We start from the raw sequence: 19,023 nt of genomic DNA on the forward strand, positions 1-19,023 counted from the left end.
TTTTAATTTCCTCCTAAGTTATAAATAATATTAAATCCTGCATTGATAGCTTGTCTCGGAAAAGTTGTTGAGATAGCATATCTTGAAGATTGATGATTGTAATAGAATGAAGCAGTCAGGTTTGCACTCAGTCTGTAATCGGCTGTAAATTTAATAGAAAATAATCTTTGACCACCACTAATTTGTGTATTATCTTCATCAACATAACGAATTTGGGTTAAATTATCTCTCAAAGAAATATCTGCCCTTACATTGATATCTCCTTTCATTTCTACTTTTTTCCCTGTAAAACGCGAATTCATTTTAACGTCTTTAAACACATAACCCAATCCTATTACATATTCAATTCCGTCAATATCAGTGAGGGTACTATTATTAAAATTCATGGTTAAAGTTCTGTCGCTTTTAACTTCACCTCTAAACGAAAAAGAGTTTTTCATTTTCATATCAATTCTTACCAATGGCGAAAATTCATCAACCAAAGTTGCACTTGCCACCAATCTTTGTGATTCATAATTTCCTGCAGCGTTTGTAGTTGCATACGGATTATTTGCATCAAATTGTAAATTGTTTGTAAAACTTGAAATTGTATAAGAGGATTTGTAACCATGTGAAACTACAAATGATGAAAAATTCTTTTTAAACCAGTTCATTTTCATCAATCCATTGTAACGCAATGTCCAATTAGGAATGGGAATATTTTTAAACAATCCTGTGTTTACTTTTGTGGGACTTTTTCCAGAATACGCTGCAATAAATGCAGGAAGCATTACTTGTTGACTATTTGCTCCAAAACCTGCAATTGGTGCGCCAGTCTCTGATGCCAATCTATTTGCAATGATACTTCTGTAATCTTTCATTCTTTGAAATAGAGCATCTCCATTAGAAAATGCGGTTGATAACATAGAGAAACTGGTGCTGAAATTTCCATTTTCAAAAATTGGCGTATCTTCAAAAGTATTTCTTCCTTCAATCAAATCGATTTGCTGAGAAATATCTGTAGTTTGAATTTTATTTCCACGTACATCAATATCCAAATCATTGAAAGGTTTTACAATGAATGTATAATCTAATTTGTTGTATTGCGTTCTGCTGTAGGTTTTATTAAAATATTCTGCACCATCAACTCTAGTTACTAACCAACCATTTTCTAGGGCTTTGTTTCTAATATCTACTTGACTTCCGAAAGCAAATGCTGTTGGTGCTCCACCTAAAAATCCTATAGGTTGGTTATATCCTTGTAAAAATTGTCCGTTATTTTCGGTATAACTGATGGTTGCTTTCTTCACAGAAGTTAACACATCAAACGTTCCTTTTAAAAACTGTTTTCCGAATGAGAGTTTTTTTGGAGGATTGATGCGAATATTTTTGTCTTTGGCATTTTTACGTTGCGCTTTTGTCAATAACAATCTTTCAAAGTTTAGGCTTTTGTATATTTTATCAAATGAAAAATCGGTATTGATATTATGCGTGTTTGCATTTTGAATTACATTTCCAACTTGTTCTAAAATCGTTTGATCTTGCGAAGAAACTTGCCAATCAAAATCAGCTGAATAGCCATAATCAGCTTTTATAAAATCTAAAAACGGGAATTTATCTAAAGGAATATTATAAGTCGCATTCAACTTTTGATGATAATGATTTGGTCTTCCTGTGTTGAAGAAATTATCGAAAATTTGCAATTGTTCACCACTTCCAAAAGCATCGTAAATGTAATTATTGGTCGCATTGAAATTCAATTGTAATGATTTTGTCAAATCAAAACCAATGGTATAATCCCAATCAAACAAAAATCTACGTTGGATTAATTCTGGTTGTTCAGACAATCCTGGAACTAAATTTCGTGATTGCTGTTCGTTATAACTTCTATTGATTCTAGAGTTGATAGCAATTGTTTTAGGAATTGGATTAAAATTTAAATCTTTCAAAAACTTTAGATATTTACTTCTAAAAATGGAGTCATTATTTTTGAAAAATTCAATCGGTTTTGAATCGAAATTAAAATTATATGCTGCTGAAGCTGCCACATTTTCATTGACATATTTTTGCACATTATAATCTCTGTGAAATTCACTGTTTTGTGAATATGAAACTGCCAAATTCTCCACATCATAAAACTTTGGTTTTTTGGTTGAATTCGGATTTCGATTCTTCTTTACATTGATAAAACTGATGCTGGTTCTTTTGGTATAATCTCTCGAAAATTCACTATTTGGATTTTGGTCAATAGCGTCAGCTAATAACACATCTTGGTATTGAGGATCAAATTTTGGATCAATAAAGCGCTCGCCAACACTGTAACTCATTGGCAATTGAATGCCCCATTTTTCGGGAGTTAACACTTTTCCAAGGTTGATGGTCGTTGCAACATCATATTGTTTTGTTTCATCTAAACTTCGTTGATTGATGCGATCTTCTACATTTCCAAAACCAATTGTTTTGATACTTCCAGATACAGAAACATTCGCAACATCAGCAAAATTTGCATCAGCATTGATGACTGCAGCCCAACCTGCTTTGTTGTCAAAACCAGAAGAACGCAATTCGTTGAACCAAACTTCTCCTGTTTTATTAGTAACACCAGTGTTTTTTAAACCCAACATAATCGTTCTTAATTGTGCTAACGTCGGATTTCCTTTCACACTGATTTTATAGGGAAGATTGGCACTTTGCGTTGAAGACGTATATACTTCGTTTATAGGAGCTCCAATGGCATCTCTTTCTAATTTTACCTTTCCAAAGGTTTCTAAAAAGGCATCTAAATTATTTTCTTCGGGCCAAATATCTAATTGGCTATTGCCTCCACTACTGACAGTTAAGGGCAATTCTAGTTCATAAAAGTTTTCTGCTAAATCTGTTCCTAAACGAATTACAGCCGCAAAACCTTCATCACCTTGCAAGTGCATAAACATTTGTAGGTTTTTAAAACGACGCAAATCAACACTGATATTTTTATAAATTGCTCTTGTATTGTTAGGCTCTAAATTGGTAACTTTTAGCGTTACAGATTGTTCGTTTTGTAACTGAACAGTAGTTGTTCCTTGCAAACGTTCTCTTTCAATTCCTGGAGGTTGAATGTAACTTCCATTATTTTGTTCAATACTTACAACACCCACTTCAAAACCTTCCAATTCTGTTTGATTCAAATCTCTATCAGGATTGATGGTTGGATTGAGGGTTCTAACATAACGTCTCCAATCACCACGAACCAAATCCAATTCTCCAAAACGCAATACAACAGGCATTTTAAAATTGGTTAAGAACATTCTGATGAATCGAATACTATTGAAATCAGTGATACCATTTACAGGTGTTCCACTTCTGATTGGCACTCGAAATTGATACCATTTTGTTTCTTGTCTGTTTCCATTTTCAAGGGTAACTGAAGTTGTTTTTTCATCAACAATAAAATTTCTTCCTTTTACCAAATCATTTCTGTTCATCGAAATTTTGTATTCAAAATAACTTTCAACAGTATTCATGGTTTGATCTCTGTTGATGTCTTCTACATCAGGATAGGTTGTTGATGAAGTAGGGAAGGGTTCAGTAGACTGATTTAACGTTGGTGAATTTCCTTGTGTATTGTTAAAATCTTTGTAACGTCTGATGATGGAAGCATTCAAAGCATCCAACTGCGTTCCTCTAAAAAATGAAAAATTATCTGCTGCAGGATCGTCTAAAGAACTGTAAATGCCAATTCCCGGTAACGCTTTTTCTTCAGTGTCATTCAATCCGTCAAAACCTAAATCTTGATTTGTTCTGGCAATATCTTCTTCGTTAAAAGCATAAATGATGGATGGATTTCTTGGCACATCACCCCAAGTTGTTTTGTTGATGTTGTTGCCATCAATTTTCAATCCGTCAGCAGGCAAACCGTTCTCAAACATTTTGCGATTGTCTCTTAAAATGTCTTCAGAAATATTACCTAAATTGATATACAAATCTCCAACTTGATTTGAAATATCATTCGGATTAACATCAACTGGTAAACCTTCTTCAGTGGTAATAGAATAATTTTGATATGGATCCATCACCCAAAATTGAATGTATTCTACGTTTGCTTGATCAAAATTATTGGTGTTCAAGGCACGCATAATTCCACCCCAATTCGTTTCAGGATTTGGCAATTTGGCAACTCCGTTTACAATAGTTGCATTTGGATTAAAGTTATAAGAACCTCTTTCTTCGGGAAAATATGCCAAATCTAAGGTTCTGATTTGTGCATTTTGAGTAATATCTAACTGTTGATTTGGGAATAATTCTCTGAAATTGATTTGTCTAGTTTCTGCTCTCGAAAGTTCGTCAGCATCAACACTTGCAGGTGTTTGTCCAATTCCATAAAAAATTTGATCAATACTATACCAAGCCAACTTTCCACGTTTGTAATTGTAAGATAAATCACTTTGATCGCCATTAAATCCGTTAAAAAAACGAGGTGTACTTGCTTCATACCAATCTAAAGGAGAAATCAAACTGATAGGAATTTGAGAAGCTTCAAAATCATCAATATAGGTTGTTGCAGCTCCAGTAACATCAATTCCTTTGGGTGATCCAGGCAATAAATAGGCAAAATCTGCTCTTACAGATAAGTTTGATGGCGCATCAGTATCTACAAAAGGTAATTTGTTTGCCAATTTTGTGAAATACGGAACTTCTGTTGAAAAATCAACATTCAAACCAAACATGGTATTGTCTATAGGTTCTGAACCAAAATTTATTTTTGGTGTGAGCGGTCTTTCCATCACATTTAAGATGGTTCCTCCAAGAGTAAAATTTTCAGAAAAACGATGTTCAACATCAATTCCCATAAAGGTTTTTCGTTGTTGATTGAACACTGCATTATTTTCTGTGGAAATGTTGATGGGTGTTCCAGAGGCTTGCAATCCTGGATCTAAAATCTGCACTCTTCCTAATTGATAATCTACCACAAAATCAACACCTTCCACTAATTGCCTTCCACCAGCAGTTACTTTTACAGAACCTTGAGGAACGTTGAAAGCACCAATTGGAATACCTCCTGCATTGTCTGATTTAAAATATCCTTTTAAGAAATATTTGTCCTTATTTTGAAAATTATTTTGGATGTTTATTTTGGTATTCAAATACAATTCTTTGAATAAAAATCGAGCATCAGCAGGATTTGTCAAATCGTTTTCTAAACCATTTCCAAAAGGTTCTGCTGTTGGGAAAATCACGTAGCCATTTTGTGAATTTACAGTAATTCCTTCAACATAATCAAAAAATCCGTCAGCAGTTCTAAACTGACTTTGATCTAATTGATCCAAATCTAATAATTGAATTAATGGAAGATTTGGAATGCCTGCTGTTTGTGCATTTTGCAATGTGTTTGACGGAATTCCGGTATCATCATCTCTATATTGAATTTCAAATCTGAAGCCATCTTGTGTCAGCGGAAATGCGCCCAAAGCATAGATATTTTTCATCATCAAACGCCATGTTGGGAAAGATTCATCTTGATTGGTAATTGTATTTCTGCGAAAGGTTTGTAAGATTTCTGAACGTAATAATTTTACTGCTAAATTTTGAGGAGCTTGAATTCCGTCATTCGAAAATTCTCCTACTTTAAAAGATCTTTTTGTACTTCCATTCACACTTCCAGCTACAGTATATTCGTAAGCAACTGCTAAAACTTCACCATCATTCAAACGTCTGTTCAATGAAATATAACCCAATTGCGGATGCAATGTATATTCATTTGCGGTCAATCTTCTGGCATTTTCTAAAATGGAATAATCTGTTCCTTGATCCATTTGAAACCTAGAAATCAACGTATTATCAACAGAAGAAATATCTCTAATGCCTGCTAAAACTGTTGGATCATAAATATTATTTGCTTCGTTTTGAGGGATGTAAAGTACTTGTCCGTTTGAATTTATACTCACAGCATTTGCAGGTAATACAGTGCCTGAATCATCTACTAAATTTCGGTAATTAGAATTTGGATTGTTTAATTCACCCATGTCAGCAAAGGCAACTATACTTCTAAAATCATCTGTGGCAGCATTTCTGTTGGTAATCCAAACTTCAATTCGAGTGATGTTTACTTGACTGCTTACTAAAGGATAATTTTTCAACGAATTTTCGTAATTATCAATAAAAAACTGCGATAAGAAAAAGTGACGATCGTTGTCATAATCTGTTGCTCTCAACTCAAAAGGTTGAATAGAAGCTCCAGCTTCTGCAATGATATTTCTACTTTCTGAGTTTTGTTGAGAAAAAACACCAGTAACTGTAGTTTTTCCAAATTGCAATTTGGTTTTTACTCCAAACAAGGTTTGAGCGCCATTGATCAATGAGTTTTTGATAGTCATAGAAACGTTTCCGATTTCAATACCTTGAATGATATCGTCTTCAGTTGGTGTGTAATCTAATTTGATTAAATTTTGAAAATCAAACGTAGCTTGTGTGTCATAATTGGCTGTAAACTCTAAACGTTCACCAACTTTTGCACGCAAACTTGCATTGATTTGTTGATCAAAATCGAAGGTAAAACTACGTCTGTTTTCTTCTGAAATTTGAGGATTTTCGGTATTTTGATAGATAAAACCCAGTTTCAAATTCAAGTTTCCTGAAGGTGTAAATTTGATGGTATTTCCTCCAAAAATCGTTTCAAAGAATTTCGAATTTACATAATAATCTGGCAATAAATCTTTTTGAGCCTCTAAAGCACCTTTTCGTTTGCTATTTGTTGCGCCCACTTTGTCTTTGAAATACTGCAACATATCTCGTTTTAAGCGATATTGTTCGTATTCTTTTCTTGTTAAGAAAATGGGAGTTTTTGTATAATAATCTCCTATTTTTTCAACGATTACATATTTATCCAATGCTTTGTCAAAAATGACTACTTTTTTTGCTAAATCATCTAAGAAAAGTCCGCCTTTTTGGGTGTATTTGAAATCGTATTTTAATGGAATGGTATCTTTTTTAACATTCGTAGAATCCTTAGTTGAACTCGTTTGAGCGTGTGCAAGATTGCTTACTAAAAAAGTAAAAAGAGTGGTTAAAAATATTTTTTTCAAAACTTTAATCAATTGATTATAGATTTTTTAAAGCGAGTTTAATGATTTTTTCGATGCTTGCATCAGGATGTTCTTTTGCAATGCTATTGACAATTTTTTCGGATTGCTTTCTTTGGAATCCTAAAACTTCTAAAGCAGATAACGCTTCATCTTTGTTGGTATTGTTTGTAGGGGAAGAAACTTGATCCATATCAAAGGTTTTCAGGATTTTATCTTTCAAATCTACCAAAACTCTTTGGGCTGTTTTAGCGCCAATTCCTTTTACAGATTGTATGATTTGCACTTGTCCAGAGGCAATAGCATGTTGAATTTCATCTGCAGTCATTGATGATAACATAGTCCTTGCAATGCTTGGTCCTACACCAGAAACAGATATCAATAATTTAAACACTTCTCTTTCTGTTTTGGTAGCAAATCCATACAAAATATGGGCATCTTCTCTAACTACCAAATGCGCATATAGCGTTATATTTTCATCTGAAGGTAAAGCTGCAAAAGTATTCAACGAAATGTGTAACAAATAGCCAACACCATTACAATCCACCACTACTTCTGTTGGATTTTTTTCAACTAAACGTCCCCTAATTTGTGTTATCATACTTTCTTTTTCAGCGCCTAATGTAGTAAATTATTTGTTCTTTTCGCGTTGTTGTGCATCAACAGCTGCTAAAGCTGCCATATTTACCATTTCATCTACGCTTGCACCTAATTGTAAAACGTGTACAGGTTTGCTCAATCCTAAAATAACAGGTCCAATAGAATCTGCACCATGCACTTCTTTGAACAATTTGTAGGTAATATTTGCAGCTTCTAAATTTGGAAAAATCAACACATTTACTTTTTTACCATTCAATTTAGAAAACGGAAATTCTTTGGCTAATAATTCAGGATTCAATGCAAAATCTGATTGAATTTCACCGTCAACTACCGCATTAGGATAATTTCTGTGAATGTAAGCAACTGCTTCACTAATTTTTTGAGAACTCTCTGATTTCGAAGAACCAAAGTTTGAGAATGACACCATAGCAACATTAGGTTTCATACCAAACATTTTTACCAAATTGGATGTCATTTGCGTAATTTTTATCAAATCTTTCGCAGTTGGGTTGATGTTGATGGTTGTATCAGCCAAAAACAACGGACCTTGTTTGGTTATCATCAAATTACAAGCAGCGACTCTTGATATACCTCTGTCTTTTTCAATCAACTCTAAAATGGGTCTTACAACACTTGGGTAAGGTCTTGAATATCCAGTAATTAGTGCATCAGCTTCGTTTTCGTTCACCATCATTGCAGCAAAATAATTGCGTTCGCGCATTAATTTTTTAGCTTCTGTTAAGGTTCTTCCTTTTCGTTGACGACTTTTCCAATATGCTTCTCCATAACGATTTCTGCGGTCATCTTCTTCATCTGTTTTCGGATCTAGAATTGGCACATCAGCAGTAAAACCAATTTCTTCTTTCAATGCCAAAATCACTTCTTTTCTTCCTAATAAAATTGGCAATCCAATTTTTTCATCATGAACTCTTTGCGCAGCTTTTAGTACATCTAAATAATCAGCTTCTGCAAAAACAATACGTTTGATATTGCTTTTTGCACGGTTGTGAATCATTCTGATTTCTTTTCTTCCTGATCCAGAACGTTCCATTAATTCTTCGCGATATTTTTCCCAATCTGTAATTGGTTCTAACGCAACTCCTGATTCAATGGCTGCTTTGGCAATTGCTGGTGGAATTTCGTAAATCAAACGTGGGTCAAAAGGTTTTGGAATGATGTATTCTTTCCCGAAAGATAAACTCACTTCATCATACACAATATTTACTTGCTCTGGAACCGATTTTTTAGCCAAATCTGCCAAAGCATGCACAGCTGCCATTTTCATTTCTTCGTTGATTTTGGTTGCTCTCACATCCAAAGCACCTCTAAAAATAAATGGAAAACCCAATACATTATTTACTTGGTTAGGATGGTCAGAACGACCTGTAGCCATGATGATGTCTTTTCTGGTAGCAATCGCCAAATCGTAATTAATCTCTGGAACTGGATTTGCCATTGCAAATACAATCGGATTTTTTGCCATGGAAAGCAACATTTCTGGAGTCACTACATTTCCTTGCGAAAGGCCTATAAAAACATCGGCATTCTGCATGGCCTCTTCTAAAGTATGTAAATCTTGTGAAGTAGCAAATTCTGCTTTTTCTAAAGTTAAATTCTCACGGTCTTTTCTGATAACTCCTTTGCTATCACACATTACAATATTTTCGGTTTTTGCTCCCAATCTCAAATACAAACGTGTACAAGAAATGGCTGCAGCTCCAGCACCATTTACTACAATTTTTACTTTTGAAAAATCTTTATTGGCAATTTCGATGGCATTCTTTAAAGCTGCTGCTGAGATAATGGCAGTTCCGTGTTGATCATCATGCATCACAGGAATGTCTAATTCTGCTTTCAATCTACGCTCAATTTCAAAAGCTTCTGGTGCTTTGATGTCTTCTAAATTGATACCCCCAAAAGTTGGTGCAATTGCCTTAACAATTTGAATAAATTTATCAACATCAGTTTCATTTACTTCGATATCAAACACATCAATGTCAGCAAAAATCTTGAATAAAACTCCTTTTCCTTCCATCACAGGTTTTGAAGCATCAGGACCAATATCACCCAAACCTAAAACAGCTGTACCATTAGAAATTACGGCAACCAAATTTCCTTTGGAAGTATATTTGTAAGAATTGTTTTTGTCTTTGGCAATTTCTAAACACGGCTCAGCAACACCTGGAGAATATGCCAAAGCCAAATCGTGTTGTGTAGCATATTTTTTAGTAGGAACTACTTCAATTTTTCCTGGTTTTGGTTTTGCATGATACAATAACGCTTCGTGTCTTTTTCTTGAATCGCTCATAAAATCGTTGTTTGCTTATTTAGGCTTACAAATATAGGGTTTTCAACGAAAGAGCAAAGCGAAGTTGGTATTCTTTTAAAGGGTTTTATTAAGGAATATTTTAGATTTAAAAAATCAACTCTGTAGAAATATTATTTTCAGAATGTGAAATTCTAAATGAAAAATCACTAAGGTTTGCCTGGAGTTTTGCAATACAATTTTCATTTGTCCAAGAAATGTAAATTTCATTTTCTTTTGAATTATGAACGGTCATTTTTCCTGAAAACGCTTTGGAAGTATTTCGCAATCGCATTAATTGAAGCTGTTTTGTGACCACTTCTCTTTTCAATCCGTTTTCAATTTCTGATAAACTAAGTGTAGTTCTGTTAATTTCTTTGTGAGAACTTGATCCGCCTTTATTAGCAGCTTCGTAGTTGTTTTTTCCTGCAAACAAATCCAAATACCAGACTTGTGGAATGCCAGGCATAAAGAGTTGCAAGGCTCTTGCCAACACTAATTTGTCTTCATTTTCGCCAAGTGCACTGAAAAAAGTAGCATTTATTTGATAATATGAAATTTTATTTCCAGCTGCGTCGTATAAATTTTTGACTTTTCCACCTCTTTGTAAGATCGTTTCCATTACAAATTCAATTTCTTCATCTGCCAACAAACCCTTATTATACTTGCCATTTGCCTCTTTTCCTTTTAAATCTAGCACAGGAATTCCGTCATGACAACCCAGCATGTTTACTGTTTTATAGCCTTTTTCAATAATTTCTGCAGCCCATTTTAAAAGAGCTTTATTTGATCCTTTTTCTAAAGTATGAATCATTAAACCAGGTAAAAAGAAATCGTAAATTTGATATCCTTCTTTGGCAACTTCATCATGCAAATTCAATCCATATTCTGCATGAATTTCTGGTAAAACAGTCAGATTGTTTTTGGCAGCAATCTTTTTTATTCTCTCAAGATAATTCCAAGTGCCAGGTTTATTGAAAAAGTTTGATTGTCCTATTTCTTTGTGCAAATAAGCAAAAGCATCTAAACGTAAAATTTTGCATCCAAAGTTGGCAACTTTTGCTAAAGTTTTTTCGTAAAAATCCCAAACCAATTCGGATTTTGCATTGACATCCATTTGCCCTAAAAAGGTTCTTTTTTGATGAATGATTTGTAAAATTTGGGTCTTGTAATCATTAAATTCGTTGAAATCAAAAGTAGTTATATCTTGCTTATTTTCAATAAGTTGATTCACTTTTACACAGAGTGATACTGCATTTTTAACATCCAATTCTTTAAGATGTTTTAAATCGTCAATAGTAATTTTTTGGTATTGAATTTCTTGGTAAAAAGTATTCCAATATGGTTGTTCAGATCCATCAGGAAATGGGACTTTTAAAATGGGAAGACCCGATTTTCTCATGAATAATTTTTTGAGATAGCTTTCTTCTGGAACAATAATTCCATCTTCATTTTTAATTCCTTTTCCTTCCCAAAAGCTATTCCAATTGATGAAAAAATCTTTGAATTTAGAGTGTTCACCATTTTGTAATAAGTCTTGAAATTGAGGCGAGGCAACAGACAAATGATTTAAAACAATATCAAACTTTAGCATGATATTCAGTTCTTGCAGGGCTTTTAAATCTTGTTCAGAAACCAAATCAGGATTCAAATTGTAATCAATAATTGAAAAACCCCTATCCAAATCACTGTTAAAAAATGTGGGCAAAATGTAAAATAAAGAAAACACCTCTTTGAAATCTGGCAGTTGAAACATTTTAATAGTATCGCTTAATCTATGACCAATACTATCAGGATATGCATTGAACATGACACCATTTGGAATGGATTCTATGTGATGTTGGTGTATCATATTTTAGAAATATAGTTATAAAAGTTTTGAAAGAATATTGATATTGTCTGGCAATCTCCCTACATTTTGCAATTTTAAAGCTGCTAATTTTAAAGCAACTTGAAGACATTCTTCAATGGGTTTTTGGTTGATGTAAGCAAATAAAAATCCTGACCAAAAAGCATCACCTGCACCAGTTGTATCTAATACTTTTTCGACTTTTATAGCGGGTAATGAGATGATTGGTTTGTTTTTTTGCGATAATTTAACGCCATTTTGACCTAAAGTTAAACAAACAGTTTCCACATTTAAATCATGAAAATACTTGAAAATAGTTTCATGTGGCAATTGTTTTTCAAACAAACGAAACATATCATCTTCGCTAATTTTAATAAGGGGATTATATTTACAATACGACTCAATAATGCTCAGTGCTTCAGCTTGACTTTCCCATAATTTTTCTGAATAATTGATGTCAATGCTCAGTTTGCAGCCAATTTCAAAGGCTTCTTTGGCTTTTTTTAGAATGGTTGTTTGTGCAGGTTTTTTACTCAATGCAAAGCAAGTAGTATGAAATATTTTTGATTTTTGAAGGATTTCAGTCGGAATTTGGTTTTCTGTGATGCAAAAATCTGCTGCACGAAAAGGAATAAAATCTGGAGTTCCTTTTGATTTTGATACAAAAATTACACTTGTTGGTTGATGGTTTATTTTTTTAATTCCGTCAACGGAAACATTTACTTCCCTAAGTTTTTTGATAACATATTCACCAAAACCATCATTTCCAATGGTTGAAATTAGCATTGGATGTAAACCAAGTCTGGCAGTATTGATGGCAACATTGGTTGGTGAACCACCTAAATATCGGTGATAGTCTCTTGTGTTATTGATCAAAACATCCTGTTGATGTCCAATAAAATCGATTAAGATTTCACCAACACAAAGAATGTCAATTTGTTTTGTAGTACTAATCAATGTAATTATTTTTTTAATTTTCGGCAACAGGTTCTTTCAAACGCAAGGCTAAAAGACCTGCAATTACGAAAAATACGCCCCCTAATAAAATGGCATTTACAGCGCTATTGTTTAATATATTTTTTACAATTGGTCCAAAAGTTATAGTTTGAATTCCCATAGGAATAACAATCATCATGTTTAAAATTCCCATATAAACGCCTCTTCTTTTTTGAGGAACAATTTTCGAAACCATAGAATATGGAATTCCCATCATTGCTGCCCAGCCAATTCCGAATAAAATCATGGTCACTAAAACTAAGATTGGATCTTTGATAAAAGGAATAGAAAGTATAGCAAAAGCTGTTAAAAACAAACTAATGATGTACACTTTTTTTCCTCCCCATTTGAGTGCTAAAGGAACCAAAGCCAATGCAAATAAAATGGTTGAAATGTTATAAGTAGTATTCATTTTTGCAGCTTGACTTAAAGCTTCTGATTTGTCAAAACCTAAACTTTCTTGAAACATTGGCGAAATAAATTGCCAATAAATAAACAATGCATACCATTGAAAAAGATACACACTTGCCAATTTCCACATAAATTTTGGCATGTCTTTGATGGCTTTTGTAATTTCTTGAAAAGGTTTTTTTATGCGATCAAAAAGTGGCAATGATTTATGATGGTTGATTTCTTCCAATTCTTCAGTTGATGGTGGAATTTCTGGAGTTTTTAAAACAGACCAAGCAATGGTTGCAATCGACAAAATTGCACCTAAAAAAAAGGAATAATACAACCAAGTTGGAATGGTATTCAGAGAATCATCAATAGTATTTGGCGTTGAAAACCAATCTTGAAAAATGAAAATAGAGGCATTTGCCAATACAATTCCTGCACCTACAAACAAGCTTTGCATTTGATATCCAAAACTCAATTGGTTATTGGGTAATTTATCGCCCACAAATGCACGATAAGGTTCCATTGCCATGTTGTTTCCAACATCCAAAATCCATAATAATCCTACTGCAAACCATAAAGTTGGGCTGTAAGGAAAGGCAAATAAGCATAAACTACCTAAAAGTGCGCCAATCAAAAAGAACGGTTTTCTTCTGCCAAAACGTGGTGACCAAGTTTTGTCGGAAATGGCACCAATAATTGGTTGAATAATTAATCCTGTTACTGGACCTGCAAGATTCAATAGTGGTAAATCTTCAGGATGTGCTCCTAAAAAAGAAAAGATAGGATTGATGGCTGTTTGCTGTAAACCAAAACTGAATTGAATTCCCAAGAATCCCACATTCATGTTGAAAATTTGCCAGAAAGAAAGTCTTGGTTTTGTATCCATGGTTTTGTAAGTTTTTGTTTTTTTTAAAAGTGAGTCAGTGAAAAAGTTTCACTGACTCTTACTTTCATTCAAAACTACATTTAAAAACTGACTTTTTGTTACTTAAAAACTGTATGTTAAACCTAATGACATAGAACGTCCAGGCAATGCTCTTGCTCTGATGATGTTTACTTGATTTTCAACAATGCTTCCTTCTTCAGATTCTGTTATTCCAATACTATCAAACAAGTTGTTTATTGAAAGATTTGCGTTTAAATTTTTAGTAATCCCAACGTTTACAAAACTATTTACGATGGCAAAACCAGGCATAATCAATTCATTATTGTCTTGAGCAAAAGCTTTGCTTTGTCCAATTACACTCAATCCAAAGGTGTTTTGATTTGTTTTTCCAAAGGCATAAGTTGGGATAAAACTATAGATAAAATCAGGCTGTCTTCTTGGTTTGTTTCCATTGTTAGCTCCTGATTCTATTGATGCATTTGTGTATGTTATACCACCTCTAACATCAAATCTTTCAGAAAATTTATATGTTCCTTCCAATTCAACACCCATAGATTTGTAATCATTTTCTATGATACTGTTTGATGTTGCTTCAAAACCACCTTCTTCTTTGGTATTTGCAAAAAACAAGGTAGCATATAAAGTTCCTTTTTCGAAACCTCTTTTGTAACCTAATTCAGCTTGTGTGATAAAATCGAGTGCGTTGATTCTGTCGCTATTTGTGTATTCCAATCCTGAGAATAAAATACGATCTCCTTTTGCAGCAGCACCTCTACTCAAACGTCCAAAAATAGCTTGATTGTCTTGTAATTTATAGTTCAAACCCAAAGAATAAGAAACATAGTTATAATTGTAATTTACAGCAGTTACATTTGCGTTGTCAACTGCAAAAACATTTTGCTCAGGAACAGAAATTACGCCATCATTGTTTACATCAAACTCTCTAGATGAACCTCCTGTAAACGAACCATCCACTTTTCCGTTATCAAAACGAATACTAGCATCAATATTAAATTTGTCTGATGCCTCAATAGAAACATTTGCATAAGGTGCAGAAACATTGTATTTGGTGTCGTAATTTCTATGTAAATTCCCCCAAAATGGTGTGCCATAAGCATACAATCCGTTTTCACTTAATGGATTGTTAGCAGCATCAAACACGTTGATTAATCGTGCATTGCTATCACTAACTTCTTGCAAATAAGAATTCCATAACCAAGACATAGAAATGTTTTGTGTAGATTTAAAATATCCTAAAGTAAGATCAACTTTATCAAAAGATTTGGTCAATTTAAAGTCATTCATAAAATTATTGAAGTTGTTCAACTCCACATCAAACATGTGAATTCTTGATACCAAACTATTTGCAGAAACTGCAGCTCCGTTATTTGCAAATTGCAAAGTAGAACCCGCTCCAAATGAATTTGCAATGGTTGATGCAGTTGCAACTTGTGCAGGGAATGGAGAAACAAAGTTTCCGCTATTTAAAGAAAAACGACCATTATTATTGATTTTCCATCCTTCAGCCAAATCAAAAGAAGCTTCCATTCCAATCGATTTTGAGATAGGATTCATTCCGTCAGAAACATCTGATCTACGCAAAGCTCCATTAGCTCCAAGACCCACATTTTGAGTTAAAAATGGTGTGTGAGAGGTACCTCTTGTTGCGCTAAAGTTTTGCAAACTATTCCAAGAGGGATTGCTATTGGTGCCAGAAACTGAAATTGGCATTGGCAAATACGCAACTGCTCTGTCATTTAAAAATTTCGTGTACAATCTTACATAACCATTTTTAAATTCTTTGGTTAAATTGAATTTAAATTGTCCTCCATTGTCAGCTGTAAAACCAGTTTGTCTGATGCCTTCACCCACTCTATAAAAACCACCAACATGAAAATACAAACCTTCAGCAATAGGAGCTCCATAATCAAAATCAGTTCTAAAAGAATCATAATCCAATCCAAAAGTAGTACCTAAAGTTCCACCTTCTTGTTTTCCAGTTTTGCTGATTAAATTGATAATTGCACCAGGAGAATTTGATGAAAGTGTAGAAGCAGAACCACCTCTAATAGCCTCAATACGACCAATACTATTATCGAATCTTGTAAAAATATCGGCAGTTGCAAAAGACATATCACCAAATAATAAAACGGGCAAACCATCTTCTTGTAACTGAACATATTTTGATCCACCAGATGAAACTGGCACACCTCTTACTGCAATGTTCGAGTTTCCTTCACCACCTGATGATTCTGAACGAATACCAGGAATAGTTCTAAAAATTTCGGCAGTAGTTCTTGGTGCAGATTGCGCAATAACACTGGGTTTGATTGTAGTGATAGAAATACTTGATGCAATTTTTGATTTCGGATTTGCAACTCCTGTAATTACAATTTCATCCAAAGATTCTGCGTTTTCTTTAATGATGATATCAACTGTAATATTTTTTGCGTTAACGTTGATTTGTTTTTTAAAATTATCATAACCAACGTAAGAGGCAATCAATGTGTACTCGCCATTTGGCACATTTTGGATGCTGTAATTTCCGTCAAAATCGGAAGTTGTTCCCAAAGTTGTGCCTTTTAAAATAATATTAACACCAGGGATTGCCTGATTGTTATTGTCTTTCACAATCCCTGTGATGGTAGATTGTGCAAAAAATACTGTTGATGATAGCAGTAGTAGCATCAAAACAGTAAACCTTACTTGTAAATGTTTTTTCATGTTAAATTGTAAATTAGATAATTATTTGAGTGTTATTTTGAGTAAAAGTAAATTTTAACATAATTAATTTTACAAATAGTCAAATCGAAAACGTTTTCGATTTGCCGAAAACGTTTTCGATTTAGATAATTTTCTATATTTGTCAGATAATTTAGGACACATTCATTTTCAATTTTATAGGTAAGTATGGTAACTCTCAAGCAAATAGCAGAAAAACTAAATATTTCTATTACGACAGTTTCAAAAGCATTGAAAGATTATCCTGATGTGAGTAAAAAAACTCGAAAACTAGTCAGAGAAACAGCTTCTATGTTGCATTATAAACCCAATTCATTTGCTGTAAATTTAAGAACAAAAGAATCAAAAACTATTGGATTAATCATCCCTGAAATTGTGCATCATTTTTTTTCGAGCGTTATCAAAGGTATTATTTCTCAGGCAGAAAAAAAGGGATATTTGGTCATTACGCTGCAATCAAACGAATCGTATGAATTGGAAAAACAACAAATAGAATTGCTTTTAAATAAAAGAGTGGATGGTATCTTAATTTCATTAGCTAATGGCACTGCAGATTACAAACATCTTTCAGAAATTATAGAAAATGATACGCCTTTGGTAATGTTTGATAAAATTGCAAAAGTGGTAAAATGCTCAAAAGTAATTATTGATGATCGAAAAGCTGCATACAAAGCAACTCAACATTTGATTGATATCGGTTGCAAAAGAATCGCACATTTTAGAGGGCCTTTATTGCCTCAAAATTCTATTGACCGTTTTTTAGGTTACAAACAAGCGTTGTTGGATAACAATATTTCATATGATTCCTCTTTAGTGTATTTGTTAAATGACATGAGTTTTGAGGAAGGAAAATTTTATGCAAATCAATTGTTGCAAGACCATAAAGATGTTGACGGAATTTTTATCAACACTGATTTGGTAGCAATTGGTGCCATAACCGAATTCAATAAGCAAGGCATCAAAATTCCTGAGCAAATAAATATAGTTGGGTTTAGCAATTGGTTCATGGCATCAGTAATTTCACCATCACTTACAACCATCAATCAACCTGGATTTGATATGGGAAAAAAAGCATTTAAAATTTTATACAAAGAAATAAAAGATAAAAAAGAAAAAAAGAGCATTGTTTATAGAGACGAAATTTTAGAAACCGATTTAGTACTCAGAGAATCTACTAAGAATTAATCTTTTAAAAACTGAATATTTCGCTGCAAACCTGAAAATTTTGTTCTTTTGACAGCCGATTTTTGAAATACTTTTTGAAAAGTTTCTTCGGTAATTTCTTCCCAATCTCTTTTGGTGAATTGCAAAATTTCTTCTTTTGGATGAAATAAAGGCTCTTGATGTGGTGTTGAAAATCGATTCCAAGGACATACATCTTGGCAAATGTCACAGCCAAACATCCAATCATCCATTTTATTTTTAAAATCAGTTGGAATGTTATCTTTCAATTCAATAGTAAAGTACGAAATGCATTTACTGCCATCTATAGTATTGTTGGGCAAAATAGCCTCAGTTGGGCAAGCATCAATACATTTTGTACAAGAACCACAATGATTGGTGTTGGTTGGTTGATCGTATTCCAACTCCAAATCAACAATCAATTCTGCTAAAAAAAAGAACGAACCTTGCTGTTTTTGAATCAGTAAACTGTGTTTTCCGTTCCAACCCAAACCTGCTTTTTCTGCCCAAGCACGCTCTAAAATTGGGGCTGAATCTACAAAACAACGACCTGAAACTTCGCCAATTTCTTGCTGAATGCTTGCTAACAATTCTCGTAATTTTTCTTTGATGACAAAATGATAATCTTCACCATATGCATATTTGGCAATTTTATAAGAATCGTTAGTTTGCTGTTTTTCAGGATAGTAATTATAGGAAAGTGAAATGACAGATTTTGCATCATCTACTAACAAACGTGGGTCTAAACGCTTGTCAAAATGATTTTCCATATATTTCATTTCACCCTGAAAACCTTTTTGCAACCAGTTTTCCAAACGAGGTGCTTCAGCTTCTAAAAATTCGGCTTTGGCAATTCCGCAAGCTAAAAAACCCAAACGTTTGGCTTCTTGTTTGATAAATTGGGAATATTTTGCTTTCATTGATGGTAAAGATAGGAATGCTTTGTAAATGAAACAATGACTTTGTTAAATAATGAATCCTTAACAGGATAGTTAAATTTCATCAAAAACAAACTGGTGGGTACTAG

At 33.4% G+C, this 19,023-nt stretch carries 9 protein-coding genes; 1 reads left to right on the forward strand and 8 read right to left on the reverse strand.

The window, feature by feature from the left end; all coding sequences use genetic code 11:
- Positions 1-2: 2 nt before the first annotated feature.
- The 7 genes from sprA to WHA43_RS10605 form a co-directional block, all read right to left on the reverse strand.
- The gene (gene sprA, locus WHA43_RS10575; RefSeq protein WP_394372830.1) at positions 3-7,049 is read right to left on the reverse strand and encodes a cell surface protein SprA; all 7,047 of its coding nucleotides are present in this window, start codon (positions 7,047-7,049) and stop codon (positions 3-5) included.
- A gap of 7 nt (positions 7,050-7,056) precedes the next feature.
- The gene (gene ruvA / locus WHA43_RS10580; protein ID WP_105047017.1) at positions 7,057-7,638 is read right to left on the reverse strand and encodes a Holliday junction branch migration protein RuvA; all 582 of its coding nucleotides are present in this window, start codon (positions 7,636-7,638) and stop codon (positions 7,057-7,059) included.
- Between the two features lie 30 nt (positions 7,639-7,668).
- The gene (locus WHA43_RS10585; RefSeq protein ID WP_105047018.1) at positions 7,669-9,945 is read right to left on the reverse strand and encodes an NADP-dependent malic enzyme; all 2,277 of its coding nucleotides are present in this window, start codon (positions 9,943-9,945) and stop codon (positions 7,669-7,671) included.
- Between the two features lie 106 nt (positions 9,946-10,051).
- Positions 10,052-11,794: a glycosidase gene (locus tag WHA43_RS10590; protein WP_105047019.1), complete on the reverse strand. Its 1,743-nt coding sequence runs from the start codon at positions 11,792-11,794 to the stop codon at positions 10,052-10,054.
- Between the two features lie 15 nt (positions 11,795-11,809).
- Positions 11,810-12,748 carry a carbohydrate kinase family protein gene (locus WHA43_RS10595; protein WP_226742889.1) on the reverse strand — a complete coding sequence of 313 codons (939 nt, stop codon included), beginning with the start codon at positions 12,746-12,748 and terminating at the stop codon, positions 11,810-11,812.
- A 13-nt stretch (positions 12,749-12,761) separates the two neighbouring features.
- Positions 12,762-14,072, reverse strand: a complete 1,311-nt coding sequence (locus WHA43_RS10600) for an MFS transporter (protein ID WP_226742890.1) — start codon at positions 14,070-14,072, stop codon at positions 12,762-12,764.
- A 102-nt stretch (positions 14,073-14,174) separates the two neighbouring features.
- On the reverse strand, positions 14,175-16,796 hold the full coding sequence (locus WHA43_RS10605) for a TonB-dependent receptor (protein WP_105047020.1): 2,622 nt from the start codon (positions 16,794-16,796) through the stop codon (positions 14,175-14,177).
- Positions 16,797-16,982: 186 nt separating this feature from the next.
- Here WHA43_RS10605 and WHA43_RS10610 point away from each other — a divergent pair, with 186 nt between their 5' ends.
- Positions 16,983-17,999 carry a LacI family DNA-binding transcriptional regulator gene (locus WHA43_RS10610; protein WP_105047021.1) on the forward strand — a complete coding sequence of 339 codons (1,017 nt, stop codon included), beginning with the start codon at positions 16,983-16,985 and terminating at the stop codon, positions 17,997-17,999.
- Here WHA43_RS10610 and queG read toward each other — a convergent pair.
- Positions 17,996-18,916 (reverse strand): tRNA epoxyqueuosine(34) reductase QueG, encoded by a 921-nt coding sequence (queG, locus tag WHA43_RS10615; protein ID WP_105047022.1) that lies wholly within the window; start codon positions 18,914-18,916, stop codon positions 17,996-17,998. The genes WHA43_RS10610 and queG overlap by 4 nt on opposite strands.
- Between the last annotated feature and the right edge of the window lie 107 nt (positions 18,917-19,023).

It is taken from the genome of Polaribacter gangjinensis, assembly GCF_038024125.1.
Lineage (GTDB): Bacteria > Bacteroidota > Bacteroidia > Flavobacteriales > Flavobacteriaceae > Polaribacter > Polaribacter gangjinensis.